Annotated in this window: 15 protein-coding genes and 1 tRNA gene; 6 read left to right on the top strand and 10 right to left on the bottom strand. The window is 41.8% G+C overall.

Annotated elements, in window-relative coordinates; translation table 11 throughout:
• Positions 1–1,565, bottom strand: a 1,565-nt coding sequence (locus tag AC1DND_RS02630) for a SusC/RagA family TonB-linked outer membrane protein (protein ID WP_477578880.1), incomplete at its 3' end; no start/stop codon positions are given.
• 969 nt (positions 1,566–2,534) lie between these two features.
• Between AC1DND_RS02630 and AC1DND_RS02625 the strand changes: the two genes are divergently transcribed.
• Positions 2,535–4,232, top strand: coding sequence for a cellulase family glycosylhydrolase (locus AC1DND_RS02625; RefSeq protein WP_477578878.1), 1,698 nt, complete (start codon positions 2,535–2,537; stop codon positions 4,230–4,232).
• Between the two features lie 288 nt (positions 4,233–4,520).
• Positions 4,521–4,961, top strand: a complete 441-nt coding sequence (locus AC1DND_RS02620; RefSeq protein WP_029280345.1) for an Hsp20/alpha crystallin family protein — start codon at positions 4,521–4,523, stop codon at positions 4,959–4,961.
• A 58-nt stretch (positions 4,962–5,019) separates the two neighbouring features.
• Here the strand turns inward: AC1DND_RS02620 and AC1DND_RS02615 are convergent, their stop codons facing one another.
• The 6 genes from AC1DND_RS02615 to AC1DND_RS02590 form a co-directional block, all read right to left on the bottom strand.
• A complete protein-coding gene (locus AC1DND_RS02615) occupies positions 5,020–6,789 on the bottom strand; it encodes an ATP-binding protein (protein WP_477578876.1) in 1,770 nt (589 codons plus the stop codon).
• Between the two features lie 3 nt (positions 6,790–6,792).
• Positions 6,793–7,107, bottom strand: a complete 315-nt coding sequence (locus AC1DND_RS02610) for a circadian clock KaiB family protein (RefSeq protein WP_440822955.1) — start codon at positions 7,105–7,107, stop codon at positions 6,793–6,795.
• A gap of 2 nt (positions 7,108–7,109) precedes the next feature.
• Entirely contained in the window at positions 7,110–7,397 is a 288-nt protein-coding gene (kaiB, locus tag AC1DND_RS02605; RefSeq protein WP_230145335.1) for a circadian clock protein KaiB, read from the bottom strand.
• Between the two features lie 3 nt (positions 7,398–7,400).
• Positions 7,401–9,146, bottom strand: a complete 1,746-nt coding sequence (gene kaiC, locus AC1DND_RS02600; protein WP_477578874.1) for a circadian clock protein KaiC — start codon at positions 9,144–9,146, stop codon at positions 7,401–7,403.
• Between the two features lie 275 nt (positions 9,147–9,421).
• Positions 9,422–9,610: a hypothetical protein gene (locus AC1DND_RS02595; RefSeq protein ID WP_477578872.1), complete on the bottom strand. Its 189-nt coding sequence runs from the start codon at positions 9,608–9,610 to the stop codon at positions 9,422–9,424.
• A gap of 93 nt (positions 9,611–9,703) precedes the next feature.
• A tRNA-Pro gene (locus AC1DND_RS02590) sits at positions 9,704–9,780 on the bottom strand.
• 166 nt (positions 9,781–9,946) lie between these two features.
• Here AC1DND_RS02590 and AC1DND_RS02585 point away from each other — a divergent pair.
• Positions 9,947–10,453, top strand: a complete 507-nt coding sequence (locus AC1DND_RS02585; protein ID WP_477578870.1) for an ankyrin repeat domain-containing protein — start codon at positions 9,947–9,949, stop codon at positions 10,451–10,453.
• Here the strand turns inward: AC1DND_RS02585 and AC1DND_RS02580 are convergent.
• The 3 genes from AC1DND_RS02580 to AC1DND_RS02570 form a co-directional block, all read right to left on the bottom strand.
• A complete protein-coding gene (locus AC1DND_RS02580) occupies positions 10,431–11,036 on the bottom strand; it encodes a hypothetical protein (protein WP_477578869.1) in 606 nt (201 codons plus the stop codon). The genes AC1DND_RS02585 and AC1DND_RS02580 overlap by 23 nt on opposite strands.
• Positions 11,037–11,090: 54 nt before the next feature.
• Positions 11,091–13,283, bottom strand: coding sequence for a catalase (locus AC1DND_RS02575; protein WP_477578867.1), 2,193 nt, complete (start codon positions 13,281–13,283; stop codon positions 11,091–11,093).
• 443 nt (positions 13,284–13,726) lie between these two features.
• On the bottom strand, positions 13,727–13,918 hold the full coding sequence (locus AC1DND_RS02570) for a hypothetical protein (RefSeq protein WP_477578865.1): 192 nt from the start codon (positions 13,916–13,918) through the stop codon (positions 13,727–13,729).
• A 325-nt stretch (positions 13,919–14,243) separates the two neighbouring features.
• On the opposite strand from AC1DND_RS02570, the gene AC1DND_RS02565 reads away from it, so the two are divergent.
• The 3 genes from AC1DND_RS02565 to AC1DND_RS02555 all read left to right on the top strand — a co-directional run bounded on the left by AC1DND_RS02565 (position 14,244) and on the right by AC1DND_RS02555 (position 15,839).
• The gene (locus AC1DND_RS02565) at positions 14,244–14,744 is read left to right on the top strand and encodes a low affinity iron permease family protein (protein ID WP_477578864.1); all 501 of its coding nucleotides are present in this window, start codon (positions 14,244–14,246) and stop codon (positions 14,742–14,744) included.
• On the top strand, positions 14,722–15,018 hold the full coding sequence (locus tag AC1DND_RS02560; protein ID WP_477578862.1) for a hypothetical protein: 297 nt from the start codon (positions 14,722–14,724) through the stop codon (positions 15,016–15,018). The genes AC1DND_RS02565 and AC1DND_RS02560 overlap by 23 nt, the downstream gene beginning before the upstream one ends.
• 263 nt (positions 15,019–15,281) lie before the next feature.
• Positions 15,282–15,839, top strand: coding sequence for a YciE/YciF ferroxidase family protein (locus AC1DND_RS02555; RefSeq protein WP_477578860.1), 558 nt, complete (start codon positions 15,282–15,284; stop codon positions 15,837–15,839).
• The last annotated feature ends 579 nt before the right edge of the window (positions 15,840–16,418 follow it).

Genomic DNA, 16,418 nt, shown 5'->3' with positions numbered 1-16,418 from the left:
TGCCCAACCATTGCATTCAGGTTATATTTGTTGGCAAAAGAATGCGAGTAGGTTAGGTAATTGGTAAGGGAATAAAATGTATTTTTTCCGCTAAAATAACTTGCCGAATTAGAGGTTTTGGAGTAAGCGCCCATTGTATAAATAGGATCAAACTGATCTTCGGTAGCTGTCGTAAAATTCCCTGATATCTCATTGCGTAGTGTAAGTCCTTTGGCAAACTGAATTTCGGCATAAGCATTTCCGAATAATTCGTAGCGGTTCTTAAGGTCTTTTACGATTTTCGCCAAGGCAAATGGATTGCTTCCTGTAGCGCCATAAATATTGGGATCATTGCCGCCCCAGGTACCATCTGGATTTACCACATTTACATCAGGTGTTTGATTTAACGCCTGTCTGATTACGCCTGATTGAGAAGTAGTTACATTTTCTTTTACATTGGCCAATTGCAGGCTCACCCCCATTTTTAACCAATCGGTTGTTTTGTTATCCAGGTTTAAGCGGCTTGAGATCCTTCTGAAATCAGATCCCAGTGCAATTCCGTCCTGAGAAAAATAAGTTCCTGAAAGGTAATATTTCGTTCTGGCATCACCTCCGGTAAGGGCAACATTATGGTTCTGCATCAGTGCGGTCCTGAATAAGGCTTTTTGCCAATCCGTTCCCACACCCAGGTATGCAGGATTTGCAAACTGCGGTCTGAGATCATAACCGATGATTGCGGCCTTGTCATTCATAAAGGTTGCATATTCCCTAAGGTTCATTACCTCATAGTATTTGGGTAGCGCCTGGGCACCTGCATAACCATCATAGCTCACTACCGGAGGACCAGAAACCCCTCGCTTAGTAGTGATGATGACCACACCGTTGGTTGCCTGTGCGCCATAAATAGCGGTAGCTGAAGCATCCTTCAAAATATCTATTGAAGCGATTTCGGATGGATTGATACTGGATAATGGATTTGTACCCTTATCTCCGGTTGAAGGCAAGATCTGAAGACCATCTACTACATATAAAGGAGGATTATTACTAAAGCCCGATAGTCCGCGGATCTGAACAGAAACACCTCCACCTGGCTGGCCGGAAATCTGTTGAACCACAACACCGGGAACTTTTCCCTGTAGTGCCTGATCAACAGTTGTTGGCTGTGTTCTAAGGAGTTCTTTGCCAGAAATCGAAGATATAGATCCCGTAAGATCACCCCTGGCCTTATCACCATAGCCAATTACAACAACTTCATCCAGTTTTGTAGATTCGATCCTTAAGATAACATTGATGACACTACCATCACCGATCATTATTTCCTGTGATTGAAAACCGATCATTTTGAAAACGAGTACATCACCAGTATTCGCCCTTATAGAATACTGTCCCTGTTCATTTGTTGATACAGCTGTGTTCTTAGCCTTGAGCAGCACGGTAGCTCCGCGCAATGGTGCGGGATTGTCGTTCCCCACGATCTTTCCTGTAATCTGCCTCTCCTGGGCATAACCTTTTAAGTGCAGGAGCACTAAGAAAATTACCACCAGCAAAAAAGCCGGTAATTTCCGAATAGAAATTTTTTGGTTCATATTTGGTTTATTTTGGTTTGTTTCGCCCTTAATTAACGACACCTCCAGGAACAGCGAGAAATAAGAGTTTATTCTCCCTAACACTGACCCTAGTTGCTTGCCATTAATTATTGGCTTTGAATATTCAAATATAGTTTCAAGTCAAACTGACGAATGCCTCAAATGATACAAAGAAGGATATTTTTGTTACATAGCTATCGGTAGCATTTTGATTAGAAAGCTAAACAAAACACCTTTAAACACTGAAAAACAAACAAATAACTAAAAAACAAGATAATTTTGCCTTATAAAAACATCTCTCCCTTATGTAACATTTTATCAATTTTTAGGCTTTATCCTGAAATGAATATGTTAACTAAAGTCACATAAATCCCCTAAAAACCATTTATGTTTTAACGGATAATTGTAAGCAAGCCTTGCCTGTAAAATACTAAAATTAACAGGCAACATTTGTTACCTATTTAGTAACATATATACCCCGTGTACAGATTACCTATAGTTACTTTTAATTGTTGGCATGTAGATCCTATAAACCCATGGACCGGCCTTACTTTTTATAATCAGCGTGATTGCTGGTTCGAATCAGTATTACCGGCCATTGCAGGTTTATCAGCCTCAGCCTACTAATAATCACCATATCTAACCAAAAAACAATTATGAGCATGAAAATTATCAATCTAACAAGGCTGTTAGAACCAACAAGACTGCAGCCCCGGCTACTGTCGGGAAGTACGTGGCCCGTCAGTGTACAAACAATCGGAAACGAAAAAAACACAACATCAACCGATGGTAACAAACCGCTTTCCTGTATTAACTCAGTAAAAAAGGAAAGCAAACCACATTACCTGCACCAATGGTTTCTTATCCGATCAATAAAAAACTATCTGTAAAAAGCTAGTTGCTTAATCTATTATTAGCTGTTATTGGATGAATCTAATACAGTTTACTAACCAAATCATCTACAACAATATGAGAACCTTAAAATATTTTATGGGCATCTTTATGTTCCTTTTAGTAACAAGATGCCAAAAGCCGGAAGTTGCCCTTCCAGAATCGGATACAACTAATAAAACAACTGCCAGGGCGTTAACCGCAACCAGTTATCCAAGTTATAACCTATCACCTCTTCCACCCGACCAATCGGGAGTAAACAGCACGGCGATGCAGCTTTCGGCAAAATTCAAACTGGGCTGGAATATAGGCAACACACTTGAGGCAATTGGTGGTGAAACAAACTGGGGCAATCCTATGGTTAGCCAGGCGCTTATCGATCAGGTGAAAAGAAGCGGTTTTACTGCCGTTCGGATCCCTTGCTCATGGAACCAATATATGGCCAACAGTGCTACGGCAGAACTTCAGCAATCATGGCTAAACAGGGTAAAGCAAGTTGTGCAATACTGTGTTAACGATGGCCTGTATGTAATATTAAATATCCATTGGGACGGAGGTTGGCTGGAGAACAACTGTACCACAGCCCAGCAGGCCGCGGTTAACGCCATGCAAAAAGCTTTTTGGGAGCAGATTGCGACACAGATGCGTGATTTTGACGAACATGTTATGTTTGCCAGTGCTAACGAACCTGCGGTATCAGATGCTACCGGAATGGGCGTTCTGCTTTCCTATCATCAAACCTTTGTAAATGCAGTCAGATCAACTGGTGGCCGAAATAGTTACAGGGTGTTGGTTATTCAAGGACCCACAACCAGCATTGAATACACCAATAATTTAATGAATACCCTGCCCACCGATCCTGCAGCCAATCGCCTGATGGTTGAAGTACATCATTACACTCCTTTTAATTTTGCCGGTCTCACTCAGGATGTAAGTTGGGGCAATATGTTTTATTATTGGGGCGATGGATATCATTCTACTACTGATGCTTCACGGAATGCCACATTTGGCGAGGAATCAAATGCCGGAGCAGATTTTTCGCTGATGAAGACCAAGTATATTGATAAAGGTATTCCGGTTATATTGGGAGAATATGGAGCAATCCGGCGGTCGACAACGCTTTCTGGAGATGCGTTGACACTGCATCTGGCCAGCAGGGCATACTATATCAATCATGTTACCCACCAGGCACTCTTAAATGGCTTGCTTCCATTTTATTTCGATGATGGATCAAGTGGAAACAATGCATTTAGAATCATTGACAGGCAGACAAACGGAGTTGCTGATCAGCAAGGCCTTGCCGCAGTATTACAGGGCGCACAAAATAACACGACTTCAACCATCCAGATGGGACAGGTTTACCAGATTGTAAACAGATACAGTTTTAAGGCATTGGAAATTGGAGGATGGGGTACTGCCAATCAAACACCTGCTCAGCAATGGGCTTATGTAGCGGGCGCAAACCAGCAATTCAAAGTGGAAGATGCGGGAGGTGGATATTACAGGTTAACACCAATGCATGCCACCGGAAAGTGTTTAGAAATTAATGGCTGGAGCACTGCTGATGGCGGCCAGGCAGCTTTATGGGATTATAGTGGCGGTGCAAATCAAAAATGGTCAATTCAGATTACCAGTAATGGATATTATAGGATCGTTAATGTAAATAGCGGAAAGGCTTTGGATATTAATGGATCTTCACTCAACAATGGCGGCACAGCTATTCAATGGTCATATAGTGGCGGACGTAACCAGCAGTGGGCATTTTTGAAAATATAAACATTACAAACCAATAATCTGATACAGTTGCTCAGCGTTTATTTCAGGTGCTATCAGATCTTTTGGGCAGTCTGATTAAAAGCGAGGTTCATGCAATGAAAAAATTTCAGTTCCGTACACTGAAAAAATTTCAGAAAAAATGAAAATTTTTCAGCTTGACCGCCATAATCGCTTTATTTTCACCATTGGCATAGCGGTTGATTAATTAAAATTGGACCATCAGCGTCCAGAGAAAATTAATTGATTTATAGTCCATTTATTATTAAAAGTTTTAAAGGAGAAAACACTATGACATTGGTTAAATTCAATCCAGAAAAAAAGAATAGTTCATTATTGCCAGGCTTTAATGACATCTTTGAATCAGTACTTGGCGACACTTTTTTTACCGACCGTCGTTTAAGCAACGTTCCGGCTGTAAATATCTCGGAGTCAGCCGATCACTATCACATTGAGCTTGCTGCGCCCGGACTTAAAAAAGATGATTTCCGCGTTTCGGTAGAAAGGGATATGCTCACGATCTCAACTGAAACAAAAAACGAAAACCTTAGCGAAGGAAGAACCTATAACAGAAAAGAGTATAGTTATTCGGCTTTCACAAGATCTTTCACACTTCCGGAAAGTGCTGACATTGAAAAGATCAGTGCAAGCTATAACGATGGGATTCTGAAACTTGAACTTCCTAAAAAAGAGGAAGCCAAAGCGGTCGCCAGACAGATCGAAATCCAATAAAAAAAATGCCGCATATAGCGGCATTTTTTTTTAGATAATCCCTCCACCAGCTTTCGCACTAAAAGCGCTTTGCAGGATTAATTAATGGTAAGCTGAAATAAAAAACCGAGCCCTTTGTTAACTGGCTTTCTGCCCATATCTTTCCTCCATGTCTCTGTATAATCTCGGCAGATAGATAAAGTCCTATTCCAAAACCGGCAACAGTACTCATCCGATTGTTTTCTACCCGGTAAAACCGTTCGAATAGTTTTGGTATATCGTTTTCATCTATTCCCATCCCATGATCCATTATGCGGAATACGGCTTTATCATCCTCAAGATAACTGTCAATAGTTATTTCACTATCAGCCGGCGAATATTTCACCGCATTACTGATCAGATTATTGACCACATGTCCAAGTTTGTCCCTGTCTGCGTTCACAAAAAAACCGGGTTGGAATGCATATTTTATATTATGGTTGTTTACCGTTGCGATATATTCCTCTACCACTTCCTTAAGCAGGACAGACATTTCTATAGGCTGAAAATCCATCAGCATTTTTCCCGATTCCAAACGAGAGAGGTTGAGAAAACCATTGATCATGCCAGTCATTTTATTGATCTGACGCTCAGCGCCCTGGAGGGCCTTATCTGCAAAGCCATTCATCGTACCCATGGCTTTCAGCTGCATAACCTGAATATAACCTTTCATGGAAGTAAGCGGTGTCTTGAGTTCGTGACTAACCATTGCAATAAAATCGTTCTTCCGCTGTTCATCCCTTTTCTGATCTGTCACGTCCATTAAAACAGCATAAAAGCTATCAAAATCGCCAAAGCTGCCTTTTTTTAACTTACCAACTATCCTCATCCAACGGTTCTCACCGGAAATAAGATGCTTGATCGGATAGGTATAATCCAGGGGCTTTCCAAGATTGATACAATCCTGAAGAACCCCTTGAAGCGCTGATAGGTATTCGGAACCAACACTGCTCAGCACCATTGTCCAGCTCACCTCCCCCTCCAAAGGCAAACCGCAGAGTTTCCTGAACCGCTCTGATACTTCAACCCGTCCTGTTTTGATATCCAGGTTACAACTGCCCAGCTCAGCAGCGTCGAAGGCAGACTGTAAGTTATCTTCGCTCTCCCTCAGCGCATCGAGTGCATCTTTAAGCTGACCGTTGACTTCTTGCTGAAGATCATTGACTGCTGCGAGTTTTTCGTTGATAGTCTCGAGCTCCTGTGTCCTTAGCCTGACTGTATTTTCAAGATTTTCATTGAGTTCATCTGCATTTTTTCTTGCCGCTTCAAGTTCCCTGTTCCTCGTTTCCAAAAGCAACTGGTTTTTCTTCAGCTCGCTTAGGTCAGTAATAATGACGCTCAGTGAAGTGCCTTCATCAAGATTAAGCGCCTTTAGAGAGAGCTGAACCGCCAAGGAAGTTCCCGAGCTGTTGATGATATCTACTTCTGCCTTGGTGTCCACTTCCCAAGCGCCATCGATTGTCTCTCGAACAAAGGCCTGATCTTCTATTGAAAAAAATGCCAAAAAGTTTAGACCGATAACCTTTTCTAAAGGCAGCCCCAAAAGCCTTGCGAGTTGTGAGTTGCAATACAGTACCCTATATGATTCATCGAGGGTAAGTGCGCTTTCGGTCATCTGTTCGATAAAGATCCTGTAGGTATGATCAGCGCTCTTAAGCGTAAAAAGCTGATGACCATCCTGGCCATTTACAATCAGGGCATCAACTTCTCCAGAGCGGATTGCATGGATAATATCGTTGGCTTCCTCGAGCTGGATACGAAGTTCTTCATAGGCCCGCTCGAGCCTGATATGTTCACTTGACTTCTGCATAACTTAATAACTGATACCCAAACCTTTCAATACTTTCGCACGGTCAGAGCAGTCCCCGATCAGCTTTTTGATCGGAACTGGCGATTTTTTGATCAACATCGGGATGGCCGTCACATCTTCCTGCTGCACTAACAAGGGCTGCTGATGTGCATCAATGATATCCAGCTCATACCTGCCGGCAATAAATTCCTCGCATATTGCACGGATGTTGACAACTGCCCTTGCGGAAACTGGTGATGCACCTGCAATGAAAAGCCTAAGCGAAAAAAAATCGTCGCTTTGGGTACTGTCTGGATGATCGGGGTTTCCTATCGGCATAACTAATTATTAATCTTTGTACGTATGTCCAGTCCTACCAGAACCTTTTCCTCATTTGAAAGGTCACCTATAATTTTGCGGACCGGTTCAGGCACTTTTTTTACCAGTGTCGGAATGGCAAATATCTGATCACCTTCAGCCAGCTGTGGTTTTTCCAAAAGATCGATCACCTCAATACTATATTTTCCTTTCAGATGCTCCTCGCAGAGCTTTTTCAGGTTTTCCAGTGCGACTACCGATTTATTGGTTTTACCGGCCACATATAGCCGGAGTTCATATGCTTTCCCCACTATTTATTTGTTTTTGTTTACATTTTTTTCTTCTCCACCATCATCTCCCCTGCGCAGATCGGCAATTTTGCTTATCGTTTCGCCCATGATCTGTTTTTTTAAAGCCTCCTCAACATAAACTTTATTGAGTTCCTCTTCTGCTGATTCATATTCGGATCTTAGACTTTCTATCTTTGATTCTAAAATTTTCCGTTTGCGTTGAAGTTCACGGTCCTTACGGCTGACAGCCTGGGCATGGATGATCTCGCCGGTCTGCTCCATAAGCATCCTTGCCTCCCGCGCCGAGCCGGTTAGCACGCCATCCTCGGTAAGATATACATCCACCAGATCCAGTCCCTTATCTGTAATCACAAATTCGCGTATCTGGTTTGAATGTTTCATTCCTCTTGACTTCATGATATACAATCCACGGTTCCGCTCACCGTTGTTCTCAATATCACGGATTAAAAGCCAGGCATCAACAAGCGAAGAAACCCCTTCATCAGTCTGTTCGTTGACTATATTATTAAGGGTGAGGGCTGTAAACATTACCGTAATCTGTTCAGCCTGCAGAAAATCGATCAGGCGCACAAGCATAGTTTTCACATCACTAACCGATCCTATCGTGATCAGGTTGGTGATCGGGTCAAGTATAACAACAGATGGCTTGGACTTTTTGATTGCCTTATGGATCGCCACCAGATGCATTTCCAGCCCGTACAAAGTAGGGCGTGAAGCGTAAAACTCAAGCGTTCCTTCCTTAAGGTGTTTTTGAAGATCTATACCTATAGAACGCATGTTTCTGATGATCTGTTTTGGGGATTCTTCGAAAGCAAAGAAAAGGCATTTCTCTCCCCTAAGACAGGCCGCATTGGCGAATGTTGCTGCTATACTGGTCTTGCCCGTGCCGGCTGTCCCAGAAACCAGAATACTGCTCCCTTTATAAAAGCCAGAATTTCCCAGCATTTTATCCAGCGAAGCAATGCCTGAGGGCAAGCTTTTTGTGGAAACCTCATGATTCAACTGCAGAGAGGTAACAGGAAGCACTGAGATCCCCTCATCGTCGATCAGAAAGGGATATTCATTGGTTCCATGGACCGATCCCCGGTATTTTACAACCCTGAGCCTCCTTGTAGAGATCTGGTTGATAATTCTGTGATCAAGTAAAATTACACAATCTGACACGTACTCTTCAAGGCCCTGACGGGTAAGGCCATTTCCTCCTCGTTCACCTGTTATGACCGCCGTAACGCCTTTCGATTTTAGAAACTGAAAAAGTCTCCTGATCTCTGCCCGCAGCACTGCCGTATTATTTAGCCCCGCGAAAAGGTTCTCGATGGTATCAAGTGCTACCCTCTTTGCACCTATACTGTCAATTGCGTATCCCAAACGGATAAAAAGCCCCTCCAGATCATACTCTCCGGTCTCCTCAATTTCTGAACGGTCAATATGCACGTAATCCAACCTTATCTTCTTATCCTTTTCTAACTGTTCCAGATCAAATCCAAGTGATGCTACGTTCGCTTTAAGTTCTTCGGCCTTTTCCTCAAAAGCCATAAATACTCCTGGTTCACCGTAATCCATGGCTCCTTTTACAATGAACTCTATGGAAAAAAGTGTTTTTCCAGAACCGGCCTCACCACAAACAAGTGTGGGTCTTCCCGAGGGCAGCCCGCCTAATGTAATCTCATCAAGTCCGGAAATACCGGTAAGTGTTTTAGGAATTGTACCAGTTGAGCGCGTTTCCTGTTGATTTTTTGATTTAGCCATTTATTTTTAACGCTTAAATCTATTAGATAATAGTAATATTGATCAATTCTTTTCAAACAAACAGGGAACATTAAAAAATGTTTGCGATAAGCGAATATATTGGTGCCGGAAAATACTTTATTTAAATGGGCAACAGCCATACATCCGTTGTAAGCCAACAAAAAAACAGAGAAAATCTTACCTGTCCGTTCATCCGACATCACAGGTCATTCCGTATCTATCCGGCAGAACATATAAAAAGCGGGCATCCCATACCGCTGCCCRCTTTTAAGGTGCTAGGCATTTCCGCCCGCATTCCCGGCAAGATCTCCCCCTACATCATCTTCATCATCAGTTTCGCCGGTAAGCCCCCGTTGAACTTCGTTATCATCAGCTTCTTTTTCTTCGTTGGGACTTATTCGCGACTGTTCATTGCCGTTTTCATCTTCGTTGTCTTCTTCTTTTGGATCGATGTAATTTTTCATAGTATCTGTTTTATTGTAAAACAGGTACTTTATAACTATAGTTTCAAAAAAATAGCAAAATTGGCATCAAATATGGGCTGTCTGCTCAATAACTGGTCGGGATAGGAAGATTCGAACTTCCGACCTCCAGCACCCCATGCTGGCGCGATACCTGGCTACGCTATATCCCGTTTGCTGAATTCCCATTAGAGAACACAAAAATTGATACAAAGATATATCACATTGTGCTTTTGGTAGAAAAATTTTTAAAAAAGTTTGAAGGATTATTGATTTTTTAAACAGAAAATGAACAGCGCTTTCCCTTAAACTTTTTAACAATGCGAATGTTATATAAAAATGGAAAACATAGAACAACTCATTATACCTGCTGCAAGAAAAGGCGATACCGAGGTTTTAAAAGAACTAATGCGCAGAGGAGCGAATATAAATTTTCAGGACGATAAAGGTTATACCGCTTTGATTATTGCCTGCTATAACGACCAGCTGGAAGCGGCAGCATACCTGATTGCTTCGGGAGCAGACCTAAATCTTGGAGATCAGGGAGGCAATACAGCATTAATGGGTGCAGCATTTAAAGGCTATACCGGTATTGCTAAACTATTGATAGAAAGTGGGGCAGACATTAATCTTCAGCATGGAAACGGTGGAACCGCACTAATGTTTGCTGCAATGTTTGGCCGTAATGAGGTATTAAAACTACTTTTAGACCATGGCGCAAAAACCGCGCTCCAGGATATCAGGGGACAGCACGCATTAGATCTGGCCATTTTGCAGGGGAACGAAGCTGGAGCAGAACTGCTTGAATTATACAGCAAAAATGCTAATCTTGCAAAAGCGCCTTAACCAGCCCTTTCCACTGCGGATATGAAAAACCCAGTTTGGCCGCCATACCCACCATAAAATTCCTTCCCTTATCATAAAGGCTGCCCTTATCCGTATTTGGAACTTCATTTCTAGCATGTTCTTCTACACTAACACATCGTCCGGTCTGTGTAATGATAAAGCTTGATGTAGCCTCACTTTTTAAAAAGTGGGCAGTTTCCTTTTTTCGTGACAAAGGGTGTGCACAGGGCCTTACCCTCATGGATAATGTTTGCTTTTTACCGTCGCTTTCAGTTGTGATCTCCTCGATTTGAACCCAATCATAGCCCATTCCAGCCTGGGTTCCGGGACCAGGAATATCGATTCTGATATAATCATTTAACTGCGCCTGCCTTTCTGCACGGATGCCTTGAGGATCGATTAATTGGAATGCGGATATGCCTGCATAACGTCCCCATTCGTTAACGGACAATAATCTGGTACAAGCCCGTCCAAAAACCGCTACCGCTTCTGCCACGGTGCTACAGTCCCTGTGTTCTATTACATCCATCCCGCTGCCTGTATATTGGGCAGGTACGGCTTCTATGTTGTTTTTATTTTCCATAGCCAATAAATTTGGTGAAGGCCAAATAGCCTTCACCTTGGTTTATACCTTAAACTATGCTGGTATTTTTCTTTGAATTTCACGGTCCCAAAAGCGGTGCAGGGCAATCATTTCTGCAAAAGTCTTTGTAAGGGCAGTAATATCCTCCGTAATCAGAATTCCTTCGCGTAGTGCGGTACCGTTGGCATCTTCTGCCGGTAGCTTTTTAGCGAAATAAGTAGATTCCAATACCGAGAGCGCCTGTTTGTCGGCAGCAATTGCCTTGCAATGTTTAAAAGCCTCATTTAAGAAATGAATGGCATTGGCTTCTCCGCTAAGTGCATTAATTGAATTAGCGCCCCCAGGCACATATACTGCATCGTAAAGGACGGATGCTGCTGTTAGAAGACTTTCATCCACTGCAATATTTTTACCACCTGCCGAAATAATTTCACCCAATCTTGGCGCTATAATATGCACCACCGCTCCTTGTTCAACCAGGAAATCTTTAACTTTGCTAAGTGTCTTTTCATTTACACCGTCTGCAGTAAGTATTGCAATTTTTCTTGACTTAATGGTATCTTTAATCGTTGTGGCCATACTTAGCGCTATAGACCTTGCAAGGCTTCCTTTAGGATTTACCGAAGCATAATCCTTCCTTTTGCCATCAGCTGGCAGGCTATTGTTAAGGTCTGCCAAAGGGATTTTTGGAACCTGCAGGCCAAGTGCCTGCGCAACTGCCCCAGCCAGGCCCTTATCTATCTGAATTAATACAGCCAGCATACGCTCCCTTATAGGAATGGCCTTTACTTTGCCGAGTTCAAAACTAAGGGCATCAATAAGGTGGTTTTTTTCAGCATTGCTCTGTGAATTGAAGAACAAGCGGGCCTGTGAAAAATGATCAAAAAAACTTCTGCTCCTTGCCCGGATCTTTCTGGCATCAATTGCCTCATTATGACTTACAAAGCCACCTTGTGCAGCCGGTACCTGCCTTGGGTCGTTTGCGGCTAGTCCGTTTGGACCATAACTGGTTTTACCCCTGTTGATTGTTTGGCGCATATGGCCATCGCGTTGGTTATTATGCACGGGAATTACAGGTCTGTTAATCGGGATTTCATGAAAACTTGGTCCTCCCAATCGGATTAGCTGAGTATCGGTATAAGAAAACAATCTGCCCTGCAATAGCGGATCGTTTGTAAAATCGATACCTGGTACAACATGGCCAACGTGGAAAGCGACTTGCTCCGTTTCCGCGAAAAAGTTATCGGGGTTTCTGTTCAGTGTCATCTTACCAATACGCTGCACGGGAACGAGTTCTTCAGGGATCAGTTTGGTGGGATCCAAAAGATCAAATTCAAACTTAAACTCATCAGCTTCAGGAACGATCTGCACACCGAGTTCCCATTCTGGATAGGCGCCGGCCTCAATGGCATCCCAAAGATCCCTTCTATGAAAATCGGGGTCTTTGCCCGAAATATTTTGCGCCTCATCCCAGGCCACCGAATGCACACCCAAAAGTGGTTTCCAGTGGAATTTCACGAAACTGGCTTCACCATTGGCATTTACAAACCTAAAGGTATGTACGCCAAAGCCCTCCATCATGCGGTAGCTCCTTGGGATTGCACGATCACTCATCAGCCACATAATCATGTGCGACGACTCTGGCATCTGAGAAATAAAATCCCAAAAGGTGTCGTGAGCCGAAGCGGCCTGTGGCATTTCATTATCAGGCTCTGGTTTTACTGCATGAACAAGGTCTGGAAATTTAACTGCATCCTGAATAAAAAATACTGGCATATTATTGCCTACAAGGTCGAAATTCCCCTCCTGGGTATAAAATTTTACGGCAAAACCCCTTACGTCACGTGCCAGATCTGTCGATCCCCTGGAGCCTGCTACGGTTGAAAACCTAACAAACACAGGAGTTTCTGCTCCCGGATCGCATAAAAATGCGGCCCTGGTTAACTTAGACATGTCTTCGTATACCTTAAAAACGCCATGTGCAGCAGAACCCCTGGCATGCACTACCCTTTCGGGTATGCGTTCATGATCAAAATGTGTAATTTTCTCCCTAAGGATAAAATCCTCTAAAAGTGTTGCTCCTCTTTCTCCGGCTTTGAGCGAATTCTGATCATCGTTAATACCGACCCCATGGTTAGTTGTTAAAAATTCGCCTGTCGAATCTGCTACAAAAGATTCCAGTTGGGTAGTCTTACCATTTTCCTGTTGGGCAGGTTTATTTTTTCTTTTTGGTGTTTTCTTGTCCATAGTTTTTTTAGCTTACGCCTCTTTTTGGGCTGTTAACAAATATTTTTTTCTGCGGTTAATGCATTACTGATTGACGGAAAAACTATCGGCCAATGTGCCGTCGGCCCGGACAAAGCTTATCTTTGCCAATGTATTTCATTAACAATCTCTGATATTTTTTATGGCACCGGATGTATTTTCGACGGCATATAGAAAACCTGCAAAAACAATAAATGGTTTTAACAATTTACCCTGCCATGTTAAGTACCAACTTTGGGCACAATACTTTTAATGACGAAAAGTTTATCACAACTACCTAAGGGATAACCAGGTATTTTACAATTTAGCGTCCGTAAAGTTCGGTTCCTGATTTCAACCATTTTCGAAGCGCTTTGTCTGCTTCATTTTTTAACTAACCCAAAGTTGTATTGTTATTGTGGGTTCCGGATTGACAATAAAAGTGTTTATTGATGAGGAGTTCCGTTATCTTCTGCGCGGTCTGCATCCGAATCCGATTTTGCTGCTTGTTTTGATAATTCCCTGGCAGAAGCCTCGTCCTGATAAGCACTATCCGCATCACTTGCCTCAATCTGCGAATGCGGTACAATACCAATCTTATTTTCACTGTCCTGTTGATCTGTTTTTTTGTTTTCCATTGTTTCAAGTTTAAACCTTCAAAAATTATTTTCTGCAAGAAGCAAACCTTTGTTTTAAAACTTGTRCTTCATTAAATAAACAAGGTAAACTGTTACAGGTTTGATTTATTTAACGGTTAAAGTATTTGGTTACAACACTGGTTAACATGTCAATTAAATGTTAACCACAGCCACAATATCAACATGTGTTTAATAACTTAAAAAAGGAACGCCCAGGTATTTATATCCCCAAGGTCAGCAAGAGAAAATAAAAACTGAAAACCATCTGAAATTTTCACCTGTTTATATAAACAAAAACAACCCCTTAGACTTAATACTAAAGAATATGACAAACAAGCAAAACTTTTTTGAGCGTATATCTGACAGGATTACTTATTGGACCGGAAGTGCAAGCGCCTTCACCATAGCTGTTGGCATTATCGTAATCTGGGGCATTAGCGGACCTATTTTTAACTATTCGGATACCTGGCAACTGGTTATTAATACCGGAACAACAATTATTACTTTTTTAATGGTATTTCTGATCCAAAAAACCCAGAATAAAGATTCGAAAGCCATACAGTTAAAACTTAATGAGTTATTGGCGGCCAGCAGGCATGCAAGTAACCGCATGGTTGATATTGAAGATCTTTCGGAGGCAGAACTGGATATATTGCATAAATACTATGCGAAACTTTCTGATGTGGCAGAAAAAGAAGAAGATATCCATCATTCACATTCAATTGATTCTGCAAAAAAACGTTCAGAAGAAAAGTTAAAAGGTACGCCCAGACTGGTTAAAAATAAAAAAATTAATAAAAAAGATGAGAAACCTACCCTTAAATAACAACCAAGAAGATTTGAATACATTAAAGAAAAAATTTGATGATGGATTAATTGAATCATCATGGAGTGAAAACGGAGAATTAACCTATATTATCAACGATGGATTGGATTTAAATGAATATGCTAACCTGGCCAAACAGATTCTGGGAAGCGAAGGCGATATTGCCCATGATTTTACTGGCAAGGTTACCAATAAATCGAAAACTTCATCGGCAAGATTCGAATACAGGTCTGGCTGGTTTTTAGATGGCATGGCTGATGGAGAAATTGAATAGCCGGTAGCAGCAATGCGTAAGCAAACTGATAACGAAATATGAAATTAGGAAAGCATACATCGGCACATCGGGATGGTTAATTAAACTTAAATCAACCAGGTTAGATTAAAACTTTATTGACCATGATGGATAGATTTGCACAAGCCATCGTTGATAGCCCAAAAGGAAGCGTGCCTGCCATAAAAACTTAAAACGAAAAACATAAAACCATTTGAAATTTGAGCCTGTTCTATAGATATCAAAAACCTATTAAAATTGTAATTATGGCAACTACAAAAACAGCAGGCAACAAAGCCTCAAAATCTACATCAAAAACAGGAAAAATAGAAAATTCTGAATTCCATGATTTTTTTATTGATGAATTAAAGGATATTTATTGGGCAGAAAAACACCTTGCTAAAGCGCTTCCAAAAATGCAGAAAGCAGCCACTAGCCCTGAGCTCGCAGCAGCTTTTGAAAAGCACACAAAGGAAACTCAACAACATGTGAGCACACTGGAAGAAGTTTTTGGGCTTTTAGGTGAAAAACCAGTAGCTAAAAAGTGTGATGCAATGGCAGGTTTACTGGAAGAAGCCGATGGAATTATCGCTGATACCGATAAAGGTACGATGATAAGAGATGCAGGACTTATCCTGGCGGCTCAAAAAGTGGAACATTATGAAATTGCAACCTATGGTACCCTTAGGGTATTTGCCGAAAATATCGGACACAGCGACGTGGCCGAACTTCTTTCTCAGACCCTTGAAAATGAAAAGGCAACAGATGTGGCGCTGACCGAGATTGCTGTCAACGCGGTTAATGAAGAGGCCGTTGCAGAATAAAAAAGAGGGTGTATCATAAAGGCGATTTCACCTCAGATGCTGTCATGTTGTCCAAAGGACTACTATAAAGGCCTGTTTAAATACCCTTAAGGATGTTTAAACAGGCCTTTCGACAGGCTACTATTGATAGATTGCAAAAAATGTTCGTCTTTCCCGCGCAGGCGGGAATCTTAATGCGCGCGCTGGTAGCGATCGTTGTAAGATTGCTTCGTCGGCTGAAAAAGCCTTCTCGCAATGACGATCCTTCGAAACTTATCATTGCCAAAAAAATCTATCAGATCACATCCAAAAATAACGGACATGTAAGTGTTATTATTATGCAAATAATATGATCAACACAGGAAATCCCATATTCAACCATAAATTCACTTCTGATCCAACCATTTTGCTATACGCTCCCTGGCCAAAGAAAGCAAAACTGCCTGCAATTTGAACATCAATTTCACAGAAATATTCCCCTAATACTTTAATATTAACGCCCTATCTAACCTAGATGTCAGATCTTACCAACAAAAACACTATCCTAATATACTCCAGCAATGATTTATGGTTCTAATCCAGATCGCTGCAGTTGCATTT

The organism is Pedobacter sp. 01N416 (assembly GCF_056399685.1).
This window is presented reverse-complemented; position numbering and strand designations above follow the sequence as displayed.

Bases quoted from the DNA above. Each gene is read 5' to 3' on its own strand.
- AC1DND_RS02625 (WP_477578878.1), top strand. From the start codon at position 2,535: ATGAGAACCTTAAAATATTTTATGGGCATCTTTATGTTCCTTTTAGTA.
- AC1DND_RS02580 (WP_477578869.1), bottom strand. From the start codon at position 11,036: ATGGAAAATAAAAACAACATAGAAGCCGTACCTGCCCAATATACAGGC.
- AC1DND_RS02620 (WP_029280345.1), top strand. From the start codon at position 4,521: ATGACATTGGTTAAATTCAATCCAGAAAAAAAGAATAGTTCATTATTG.
- kaiC (WP_477578874.1), bottom strand. From the start codon at position 9,146: ATGGCTAAATCAAAAAATCAACAGGAAACGCGCTCAACTGGTACAATT.
- AC1DND_RS02575 (WP_477578867.1), bottom strand. From the start codon at position 13,283: ATGGACAAGAAAACACCAAAAAGAAAAAATAAACCTGCCCAACAGGAA.
- AC1DND_RS02560 (WP_477578862.1), top strand. From the start codon at position 14,722: ATGAGAAACCTACCCTTAAATAACAACCAAGAAGATTTGAATACATTA.
- AC1DND_RS02610 (WP_440822955.1), bottom strand. From the start codon at position 7,107: ATGCCGATAGGAAACCCCGATCATCCAGACAGTACCCAAAGCGACGAT.
- AC1DND_RS02585 (WP_477578870.1), top strand. From the start codon at position 9,947: ATGGAAAACATAGAACAACTCATTATACCTGCTGCAAGAAAAGGCGAT.
- AC1DND_RS02595 (WP_477578872.1), bottom strand. From the start codon at position 9,610: ATGAAAAATTACATCGATCCAAAAGAAGAAGACAACGAAGATGAAAAC.
- AC1DND_RS02565 (WP_477578864.1), top strand. From the start codon at position 14,244: ATGACAAACAAGCAAAACTTTTTTGAGCGTATATCTGACAGGATTACT.
- AC1DND_RS02570 (WP_477578865.1), bottom strand. From the start codon at position 13,918: ATGGAAAACAAAAAAACAGATCAACAGGACAGTGAAAATAAGATTGGT.
- AC1DND_RS02555 (WP_477578860.1), top strand. From the start codon at position 15,282: ATGGCAACTACAAAAACAGCAGGCAACAAAGCCTCAAAATCTACATCA.
- AC1DND_RS02615 (WP_477578876.1), bottom strand. From the start codon at position 6,789: ATGCAGAAGTCAAGTGAACATATCAGGCTCGAGCGGGCCTATGAAGAA.